10 protein-coding genes and 1 pseudogene are annotated in these 9789 nt (G+C 70.3%); all 11 read right to left on the bottom strand.

What is annotated here, in order from left to right:
- Window positions 1-1706, bottom strand: a pseudogene (locus ACLF3M_RS24100) (hypothetical protein); the annotation flags it as partial.
- Window positions 1676-2437 carry a hypothetical protein gene (locus tag ACLF3M_RS24095; protein ID WP_430659532.1) on the bottom strand — a complete coding sequence of 254 codons (762 nt, stop codon included), beginning with the start codon at window positions 2435-2437 and terminating at the stop codon, window positions 1676-1678. The gene ACLF3M_RS24095 and the pseudogene ACLF3M_RS24100, both read right to left, overlap by 31 nt.
- A complete protein-coding gene (locus ACLF3M_RS24090; protein WP_207791935.1) occupies window positions 2437-2811 on the bottom strand; it encodes a DUF6511 domain-containing protein in 375 nt (124 codons plus the stop codon). Before ACLF3M_RS24090 ends, ACLF3M_RS24095 begins: the two co-directional genes overlap by 1 nt.
- Before the next feature lie 15 nt (window positions 2812-2826).
- Window positions 2827-4512, bottom strand: coding sequence for a DEAD/DEAH box helicase (locus ACLF3M_RS24085; RefSeq protein WP_430659531.1), 1686 nt, complete (start codon window positions 4510-4512; stop codon window positions 2827-2829).
- Between the two features lie 14 nt (window positions 4513-4526).
- A complete protein-coding gene (locus ACLF3M_RS24080) occupies window positions 4527-5177 on the bottom strand; it encodes a hypothetical protein (RefSeq protein ID WP_430659530.1) in 651 nt (216 codons plus the stop codon).
- A gap of 3 nt (window positions 5178-5180) precedes the next feature.
- Window positions 5181-6092: an ATP-binding protein gene (locus tag ACLF3M_RS24075; RefSeq protein WP_430659529.1), complete on the bottom strand. Its 912-nt coding sequence runs from the start codon at window positions 6090-6092 to the stop codon at window positions 5181-5183.
- On the bottom strand, window positions 6089-6391 hold the full coding sequence (locus tag ACLF3M_RS24070) for a hypothetical protein (RefSeq protein WP_430659528.1): 303 nt from the start codon (window positions 6389-6391) through the stop codon (window positions 6089-6091). Before ACLF3M_RS24070 ends, ACLF3M_RS24075 begins: the two co-directional genes overlap by 4 nt.
- Before the next feature lie 147 nt (window positions 6392-6538).
- Window positions 6539-6751 carry a helix-turn-helix transcriptional regulator gene (locus tag ACLF3M_RS24065; protein ID WP_149537224.1) on the bottom strand — a complete coding sequence of 71 codons (213 nt, stop codon included), beginning with the start codon at window positions 6749-6751 and terminating at the stop codon, window positions 6539-6541.
- A gap of 92 nt (window positions 6752-6843) precedes the next feature.
- Window positions 6844-7779 (bottom strand): hypothetical protein, encoded by a 936-nt coding sequence (locus ACLF3M_RS24060; protein WP_430659527.1) that lies wholly within the window; start codon window positions 7777-7779, stop codon window positions 6844-6846.
- Window positions 7772-8938: a hypothetical protein gene (locus ACLF3M_RS24055; RefSeq protein ID WP_430659526.1), complete on the bottom strand. Its 1167-nt coding sequence runs from the start codon at window positions 8936-8938 to the stop codon at window positions 7772-7774. The genes ACLF3M_RS24060 and ACLF3M_RS24055 overlap by 8 nt, the downstream gene beginning before the upstream one ends.
- A 120-nt stretch (window positions 8939-9058) precedes the next feature.
- The gene (locus ACLF3M_RS24050) at window positions 9059-9778 is read right to left on the bottom strand and encodes an ImmA/IrrE family metallo-endopeptidase (protein WP_430659525.1); all 720 of its coding nucleotides are present in this window, start codon (window positions 9776-9778) and stop codon (window positions 9059-9061) included.
- Window positions 9779-9789: the final 11 nt, after the last annotated feature.

The following is a 9789-nucleotide window of genomic DNA, read 5'->3' as shown; positions in this document are numbered from 1 at the left end:
ACCGTGGCGTAATCGCCGAGCAGGGCCGTCAGGGTGTTGGCAAAGACCGACTTGCCGTTCGCGCCTGTGCCGTAGAGGAAGAACAGCGCGTGGTCGGTGGTGACGCCGGTGAGCGCATAGCCGACCACGCGGCGGAGGTAGGCTTGCAGTTCGACGTCCCCGCCGGTCACCTGGGCGAGGAAGGCAACCCAAGCCGCGCATTCCCCCTGGAGCGCCGCGCTGGTGATCTTCGTCATGCACAGAGCGCGGTCGTGCGGGGCGAGGGCGCCGGTCCGCAAATCCACGACGCCGGCAGGGGTATTCAGCAGCCAGGGATCGCGGTCCCAGACCTCAGCTGTGGTGGCGTGACGGCGGTCGGCGCGCGCGAGGCGCTCGACGGCGGCGACCGTCGAGGCCTGCGACAGCTTCGTCCGCACCTTGTTGCTGTTCGCGCGGTTGGCCGCGGCGCGGCAGACGCGGCGGGCCAGATCGAAAGCGCGCAGGGTGCCCTCGCGCTCCCACCGGCAGCCTGTCCAGTTGAGCCAGGCACCCCAGACCGCGACGTGCCGCCAGTCCTCGCCGTGCTGCTCGCTGAACTCGGCCGCGAGCGCGTCCTCGGTGAAGCCGATCGGCAGCACGCCATCATCGCCGGTGCCGTTGCCACCAACCTCGCCATGCTCGGGGTCGGCGGCGCCCGCACCGGCATGGCTGGCTTCTGCCCTGCGCCACAGCCGCTCGGCCTCGTGACGCAGCCGGTCCTCGGGCCAAGGCGGGCTGATCCGCGCGGTGTTGTAGTCGCAGATCTCCTGCCAGGCCTGGGCCGCGGTGACGAAGCCGTCCTGGCAGCGGCGGATCCAGTAGCCGATGATGCGGGACAGCGCCTCGAAGCGGGTGACCCCGTCAGCGCCGCCTTCTCGAATCTGCTGGCCGAACAGTTTCGTGACATCGCCGCGGGCTGAGCCCGCGCCGTTGAAGTCGAGGAGATCGCCGCCCGTGTCCATGGCCACTTCGGCGCCGATGCCGGCCAGCGGCGGCATGGCCAGCACCGTCTCGGCCAGGTCGGTCAGGTCGTGGTCTCGACCGGCGCTCTCGCGGATGGCGACCAGCCGTTGGTGGCCGCCCTTCGCGTGCACCGAGCCAGCGACGCGGATCGGCTGGTGCGCCGAGCGGAAGGCCGGGTCGCCACCGACCTTCACCGCGATCGCGTGCCGGAGCCGGCAGACGGTCGCGATGTCCTCGCCGGTGGCGGGCTCTGTCAGCCGCCAGTAGAGGTGGAGCTTCTCCTGACCCTCCGGCGTGATGCCACCCGAGGCGACCTCGAGGGTGGGCGGGCCGAGGTGCTGAAGGAGGTGTGCCCGCTTGGCCGCGATGTCGCCGCCGTCCAGATCGACCAGCACGACCTGCATCTGCGCGATGTGCTCGGCGCTGGCCTGGCCGAGCTCGGGGACCGTGCCGGGGACGACATAGAGCGCCATGCCCGCCTCAGCGGCCCACTGCGCCTGGACGGCGAGCTTCGCCGGCAGTTCGGCATCGGCGGGCAGGAAGGGCGTGTGCGGCGCGCGGTCGGGCCCGCCCTTCTCGGCGAGGGCGCGGACCGCGACCCAGCCCTCGCACCAGCCGAAGACCATGTCGGCATAGGCCGCGATCATCGCGGCATCGGGGGCGACCGGCATGGGCGGGGTCACCTCGGCGGCGCTCATGACCAGCACCGCGTGCGCCAGGGGCATCGGCTGCACTCGATGTGCTCGGGCTCGGCCGCGACGCGGGGTAGCCACTCGCCGGCGTCGCAGGCCTGCAGGACGCGCACCGCCTTATCGCTGGTGGCCTGGGCGAGCGAGCCGTCGAAGGGCACGAGCTCGTGGTGGAGCTCGGCGGTGTCCTTGTTCACCGCGGTGAACAGGGCAGGCACCTCGGTCAGGCCCATGTATGCCTGGTAGAGCGCAATCTGCGCCGCGTAGATCGGCTTCGCCGCGGCCACGCCGCGCCGGACCATCTCCTTCCAGTTCCGGGCGCTGGCCGACTTGCACTCCCACAGCGCCGGCACGGCGACGACGGCCTGCGCCGGCGTGGGCGCCGCGACGACCACGCCGTCGATGTGGCCCTGCACGCGCCCGCCCGCGACCGAGAAGCCGAACTGCTCGCCGGCACGGTTGCGGGTACGCACGTCGAAACCGGCGCGCCGGAGCCAACCGATCGCCAGATCCTCGAAGACGTGCCCCACCGCGAAGATGCGGAGCGTCTGACCCGAGAAGCTGGTGTCGGGGTCGCGCGGGACGTCGAGGAACTCGTACTGCAGGCGCCGCGCACAGGGATCGCCCAGCCGCGAGCCGCCAAGATACTCGCGGCGCGCCCGCGTGCCGTTCTCCGCCACCAGCGCTGCATCGATCAGGTCGTTGATCGCCTCTGCCGCGGTCGGCGGCTTCGGGCGGTGATTGAAGTCGAGGCTGGCGTCCGTCATCAGAACGGGACCTCCGGCGTCGAGGGGGAGGCGGAGGCCCGCATGGCGTCCTGGAAGGCGCCGACGGCCACCTCCGCGAGCGTCAACACCTGCTGCTCCGACAACGCATTGAGCGGAGTGGTCCAGCCGATCTCCGCCATCACCTCGGCCATCGCGCGCATCGCGGCGCGCATGGCGGCCCGTTCCTGTTCGGTGAGATCAACCATGGCGGTGGATCGCCGCGCCAAGCGCACCCACCAGCCCTGGCAGGTGATGGAGCAGAAGGAGACCGAGGGCCGCGGCGGCTTCGCCGAGGTCGGGTCGAACCAGCCAAAGCCGCGCGCGGGCCGCCTGCACACGGCGCAGAGCGAGCGAGGCGCGGGCGCGAGGGACATCGTCGTGCTCCCGGCTCATGCCGCCCTCCCCAGGCCGCCGGGGAACACCGCGGCCAGGATCTGCGGCCGGTGCCAGAGGAAGTTCAGCCGGCAGTTCGCCGCGTATTTCGACAGGCCGAAGTCCAGCGCCGGATCGGCGTCCCCGGCCTTCACCAGCAGCTCGCGCTGGCGCGGGCTGGCGGGGTGGTTCAGCCAAAGGCGGCTTTTGGTGGCGGCGGCCCCGGTCTCAGCCTGGCGCAGGAAGTCGTCGGCCCCGGCCAGGACCTGGGCGCGCTCGCCGACGCTGAGATGCCGCAGGCGACCCTGGCGCAGCTTGCCGACGGCGTGCCAGTGCTCCCCGTCGAAGAACACGCCGGCCCAGGCGTCGAAGCCGGAGGCGATCATCGCGTGGCCGTCGCCGTGCATGTCCCACCAGCGGAAGGGCGAGCGGTCCAGCAGGTCGATCTCGGTCAGCCCGAAGCACTGCAGGGGGCGCTTCTCGCGGAGCTTTCGCTCCCAGACATGGCCGCAGAAGGGGCAGGCGATGGTGCCGAGCGGAACTTCCGCCTCGCAGTCCGGGCATGTCTTGTACGGCGCCTGGCCCGGCCCCTCGTCCTCCTCCTCGGCGAGCATACCATCGTGCTCGATCGAGCCATGCCGGTGAGCGGCACCAGCGAAGTCGAGCACGATGCAGTCGGTCTTCACCACGCCGGGGAAGCGCTCGGGATCCACCTTCCGGAGCCCGCGACCGATCGCCTGGATGAAGGTGCCGCGGTGGAGCATCGGGCGGAGCACGACGATGCAGGCGACCGGTTGGCTGTCGAAGCCCTCGGTCAGCACCATGCAGTTGGTGATGACCTGCACCTCCCCGCGGTCGAAGCGGGCGAGCAGCGCGGCGCGCTCTTTCGCCGGCATCTCGCCGGTGACCGTATCGGCGGTGATCCCCGCAGCACGGAAGGCCGCGGCGACCGCCTCGGCATGGGCGACGGTGGCGCAGAAGGCGATGGTGCGGCGGTCGCCGGCACGCTCGCGCCAGTGCTCGACCACCGCCTCGTTGACCACCGCCCGGTTCAGTACCTTGGCGGCGGCGTCCATGTCGAAGTCGCCGGCTGTCGCGCCGACCTGATCCAGGTCGTCGGAGACGCCGACGTCGATGGTGAAGGTGCGCGGCGGCACCAGGATGCCCTGGGCGATCAACGCCGAGATCGGCAGGTGGTAGGCGATGTTCGAGAAGGTCTTGCGAAGGCTCCGCCCGTCTCCGCGCTCGGGCGTGGCCGAGAGCCCGAGCAGCTTGAGCTTCGGATTGGCGGCGCGGGCGTCGGCGATGATCGCCTGGTAGCTGTCCGCGGCCGCGCGGTGGGCCTCGTCGATGACGAGGTGCGAGACCTGCCCCATGCGGGCGCGCCGCGCCGATCGCGCCAGCGTCTGCACGCTGCCGAAGACGATCTGGCCGGACCAGTCGTCGCGCTCGGCCTTCACCACCGAGGCGGGGAGGCCAGCGACACGGCCGATCGTGGCACGGTTCTGCTCGATCAGCTCGTCCGTGTGCTGCAGCACCGGGAAGCGGGAGCCGGGCTTTGCTGCCGCCTCCTCACCGATGAAGAAGCCGGCGACGGCGGTCTTGCCGGCGCCGACCGGCAGCGCGACCAGCGTGTTGCCGTGCGCCGCCGTCTTAGCGCGGGCGGCGTCCACCGCCGCCCGCTGGTAGTCGCGCGGGATCATTGTGGGCCTCCCGCTCAGCGCGCCCAGAAGGGCGCGTTGCCCGCCGCCGCGGGCGGCTGTGCAGGCTGGGCGGCGGCCCAGGGGGGCGCGGTGCCGCCGGTCGCCGGCGTCGTCGGGCCGGGCAGCATGGGCTGCGTCGCCGCCGGTGCCGCACCCATCAGGCGGGCGTAGTCCGCGTGCTCCGGGCCGATCGCCGCGGCGATGACGTTGCGCCCCTCGTCACGCGGGTCGGTCTTGTCCTTCTCGACGCCGATACGGGCGAGGAACTCCATCCCGTTCAGGTCGCCATAGCCGCGGATGGTGCGCGCGGCACGGGCGCGATCGGAAGCATCCTTAGAGGCGATGCCGCGGGCGCTCTCCAGGATGCCGCGGATCAGCGAGCGGCCGCGGTTCCCGTAGGAGTCGTCCGCCCCCTGCGCACCCTTCCCGCGCAGGCCGATGCGCGTGTAGATCCGGCGCTTGGTGTGCGGTCCCTCGAGGATCACCGCCTCGGTGTTGAGGTACTGCGCGTCGCTGGTGCGGCTCTGCGTGACCCAGCCCTCCGGGCCAACGCCACCGGGCCGGATGGTGAGGCGGACCTTCACCAGCGTGCCGGCGGGGATCAACTCGAAGGCGTTCTGCTGCGCCTCGGCGCCGTTGAAGTCGTGCGTGAAGCTGCCGGACATGGCTCAGCCCTCCTGCGTCGTCGAGTTGGTGGGGATCGCGGGCTCCGCCGCGGGCAGGGTGATCTGGAACTGCGCCGTCGGCGGCGTCGTCAGCGGCCGGCGGATCTTCTCCATCAGCCGGCCGAGATGCGGCTCCTCCAGGGTGGCGAGGCGACCGCTGCGATCCTTCGCCGGGTAGCCGAAGGCGTTCAGCGTGGTGCAGACGAAGGCGCGGATCGGCGCCTCTTTCTCGCGCGGAAGCTCGGCGAGGGTGATGACCTCGTCGACGATGCCGGGCAGCTCGAGGCCGGTCTTGCTGCCCTCGACCTGCAGCGAGAAGTACGGGCGGTTGAAGTCGTCGAGCTGCTTGTTGAGCAGGCCGACAAGCCAGACATTCTTGTTCGGCGTGTGCTGCAGGTGGGTCAGCCAGCCGATCATCTCCTGGCCCAGCAGCCCGTAGGCGCCGCGCAGGTCGGGCTTGCCGCTGCGATCCGACACCGCCTGCGGCTGGCCTTTGCACCAATGCAGGCAGAGGCGCGAGGCGACGGTGATGCTGTCGACGAAGATGGTATCGTACTTCGCCAGCTGCTCCGGGCTGCCGAAGGCGGCGCAGACGCGCTCATAGTGGGTCGTGTCGTAGGGCTGGTCGGGCCGCATGGCCGCGTTCGGGCCGCCGATCCAGCACGCCAGGTCGCGCGCCATCTCCCAGCTGCGCACGCGGACTTCATCGCCGGGCCAGCCCTGCACGGCGAGCTCCCCGGCCTCGAGGTTCACGAACAGCGTCCGGGCCGCATCCAACGTCCAGAGCTGCGACGTCTTGCCGATGCCCGAGATGCCGGTGAGCACGCCCTTGATGCCCCGCTGTTCGGCCATCCGCTCGTCGGCGGTGATGATGCGGAAGCCCCCGGACGGCCGGCTGTCGAAGGGCGCGCTCACTTGCGGCGCTCCACGAAGCGGGCGGCGGCGTCGACCGCGACCTCGGTACCGACGGCCCCGGCGCGGCGCGCGCGGTCGTGCAGCTGCTTGAGCGCGCTGACGCGGCGATAGAGGGCATCGGCCTCGTCCCCGAGCGCCTGGATGGCGAAGGCGATGTCGTCCACCGTTGCGGTGTTGATCGCCTTGTTGATCGGCTGGCTGAATTCGCCGATGTCGCCGGTGCGGATGCTGTCGGGCAAATCGGACAGGGTGTAGGAGGACTCGCGGAGCCGCTGCAGCGGCGTGGTGGTCTTGAACATGGAAGCGTGACTCCTTCGTCGTCGCGCTCCTGTTCCGTCGGGGATGGTGCTGCCGGGCCCCGACGCGGCGGAGCTGACCGTCCTGGTATTTCCGCCGTGCGGCGGTGTTGCATTCCCAGGAAGACCCGGCAGAAAGGCCGGGTGCGATCAGGCGGCAGGGCGATGCTCGCCCGTGCTGCCGCTGATGGTGCGGATCTGCGCCGCCTCGAACGCCTCGATGTCCTCGAGGCGATAGGCGACGCGGCCGCCGATCTTCAGGAAGCGCGGCCCCTGGCCGAGCCAGCGCCAACGCTCCAGCGTGCGCGGGCTGACATTCCAGCGGCGGGCCAGATCGGCCTGGTGCAGGTGCCTGACGGACATGGCGACTTCCCTCGAAGAACTGCGGGGAAGGTCGCGTCACGGCAGGGAGAAGAACGAGCCGGCAGTCGGGAGAAGAACAGGGAGAAAACGGCCTATAGGTCGAAGCCCCACAGGCCGTTCACCGTGGTGATGTGGCGCTTGAGCACGGCCCATCGCTTGGCGCCGAACAGACGAGCGGGGCTGCCGAGGTCGGTGAGCTCGCGGATCGGCAGCCTCTCGCCGCGATAGTAGGCATCCACCAGCTTGCGGATGGCGGCGATGTGGGCGTCCGACGTGAAGGCGATCGGGGGTTGGGTGCCGATGCGCAGCTGCCGGCCATCGGACGACAGGACGAGAGGCCGGCCGTCCTGCTCAGCTGGCACGCCGCGCAGCCGGGCATCGAGGATATCGGGGCTGATGGCGAGGTTGTCCGGTGCGGCCAATACGTCGCGCAGCGCCACCACCGCGGCACCGGGAATCTCGATTTCAGCCACGCGGGAAGGCCGCGCGCTAGTGAGGATCACCCGCAGCCGATTGTGCGGCCGAGCGCGCGCGGCGCCGACAACCTGCTGCACCACCGCAGAGTCGACGAGGCGCCGGGCAAACCAGAGCGGCACGCGCGCGGGGCGCCGACCGAGGCGCACCTCGCCGATCTCCCAAAGCAGGCCCTCGACCAGCGCATGCGGCGCACGCCCGCGTGGCAGGTCCATCCTGGCGGTCGCGGCAGCGAGGACCGCTTCGACATCCGCCCTGTGCCGCACCAGGCGGTCATGCGGAACGGGGACCAACCCGACAGCCGGGCTGAAATAGGCCAGGGCAGCATGTTGCTCCGACCAGATCAGCGAGACCGGCACGTCGTCGTGGTCGGCGAGGGAGGCCGAGCCCGCCTCGTGGTCCTGCGGCACCATCAGGCCGGCCGCCATCAGCCGCCGTGCGGGGTCGGGTCGAAGCTCCGCGGCCGCGCCGGAGAGCCGCGGCTCGCGGAGTTCCAGGAGTTCCAGCAGGAAGTCGACCGCTTCGGCACCGAGGCCTGCGGCGCCATCAGACATCCCGCAGCAGCTTCCAGCGGCGGAGATACTTCTCCCCCACCAGCCGCTCGCGCTCGGTGCGGTCCTTCAAGTCGCAACCCTTCGGCATCGTAATCGTGACCGGCAGGGTCCGGCCGCCGCGAACGCCGGGCACGGCGCGGAACCGGATCGTGAACCGGACCTGCGTGATCACGTAGCCCTCGATCCCGTGCTCCTGGCCCTTCATCCCGGCCGCGGCCATCTGCCAGACCGTCTCGTCGCTCGTGCGCATGGATTCGACGGTGAAGCGCTGTCCCTGGACGTCGTAGGGCATCAGCCGCATCTGCGTGACCCGCACGGATTCGATATTGTCCTCCGGGTCGGTCGGGAAATCGAACGGTTCGCGCAGCCGGCTGAGGTCATACTGCCGGATAGGAATGCGCTGACCCTCGAAGGGGGCGCGCAGGACATGATCCGCGAAGAGGCGCACCATCTCCTCGCGCGTTTCCCGGGCCTGCGCCACGATCTCGATGACACCGCTGGCCGGCTCGTAGGTGATGGCTGCTTCGATCACGGGACGGAAGGCGAGGCGATCCAACCTGCCGTTCACGAAGACCCGCCGATCCCCGGCGCGCCCCTCCCGATAGATCGCGACCTGGACCAGCTCGGCGTCGGTACCCTCCTGCGACGGACGCGAGCGGTCGCAGATCTCGATCTCGACATGCCGGCTTTCAAAGCGCTCGCCGATGGCCTTCTTGAACGCGGCAATCGGCTCGCCATCGCGCGGGACGACCAGCTTCGGCTGGCAGTTGAACCCGTCCCAGGTCTTTCCGAAGCGCTTGTCGTCGGCGTAGCGGACTTCCTCGGCGTGGTTGAAGCCCGCGACGTCGTTGAGGAACATCCACAGGGCGCGGGCGTGGCTGTTCTCCAACGCATCCAGGCACGCCGGATCCTTGGCCACGGCATAGAGCGCCGCCTCGCCAGCCTCATTCGCCATGGCGCCGACGCGATCCGCGTCGTTCATCACCCGCAGGCGTGCGGCGTCATCCATGCCGTCCACCGCGCGCAGCAGCGGCGGGACGACCTCGTTTGCGGCGCCCTCCCACACCACATCCGGCGGGAGAGCGGCCTTGATGGCGGTGAAGTAGGCGCGAAGCGACGCCGGCGGCGTGCTCCGGAGGAAATCGGGGACAGTGGGCACGGGGGGAGGTCTTTCGGTCAGGCCAGCGCCAGACGATCCGGCGCTCCGCTAATTGCCGTATCGCGATTCGTCGTGCGGGCACAAGCGAAAATCTACGTGGAGTAGCGTAGCGGTCGTGCGTCAGCCGAACAGCGACGGCGGCCCCGGCTGATTCGTGAGGAAGCCGAGCTTCAGCAGGCGGACCCGCGCAGCATCCGCGGAGACCTGGAAGCCCTCCATGACCGCCTGCTGCATGTCCCGCGAATCGGGCGACTCGACCGGAATGGCCGTATGGAGCCCCCGGCTGGAGCAGAAGGCGGACAGGTACCGCCGCAAGGCGGAGGCGGGCATCAGGAAGGCGCCGCTGGCATAGCCCGCCTGCCACTCCATCCAGTCCACCTCTTTCGCGCCCAACATGTTGTCCCGCTTGCACACCATCTTGGCTTCCGAGGGTCGGCGGGAGAACAAGGCGCCGGGTGCGAAGAGCTCCGCGAAGAGAAGCCGGTGGAAGTGGGCGTGGCCGAGCTCGTGCGACAGCGTCGTCCGCAGGCGGTTCTCGCGCCGCTCGTCCGTCGCGATTCGCTCGGAGATGTAGATCTTGGGTGCGATGTCGGGGAAGAACTCGGTCATCCCCTCCACGTCGGCTCCTTCGGCAGAGAGGTCGGCGTACTGGTCCACGTCGGAGCAGAAGCTTTCGACAAGGATGGTGAGGTCGTTCGTGGTCAGGGGATACTCGACCTTGCCGTACTTCTCGCGGAGGAAGCGCCCGACGATCGCCTCGCATTCACGGTCGAGCTCCTGCTGCGTGTAGTGCGGACGCTTTGGGAAGCGACCAGAGCGATCCGGGACCCAGGCAACCATCGAGGCGGCTC

This window comes from Falsiroseomonas sp. HW251, assembly GCF_050563545.1.
Taxonomy (GTDB): domain Bacteria; phylum Pseudomonadota; class Alphaproteobacteria; order Acetobacterales; family Acetobacteraceae; genus Falsiroseomonas.
Note: the sequence above shows the minus strand (reverse complement) of the source record. Positions and strands in the feature narration are given on the sequence as shown.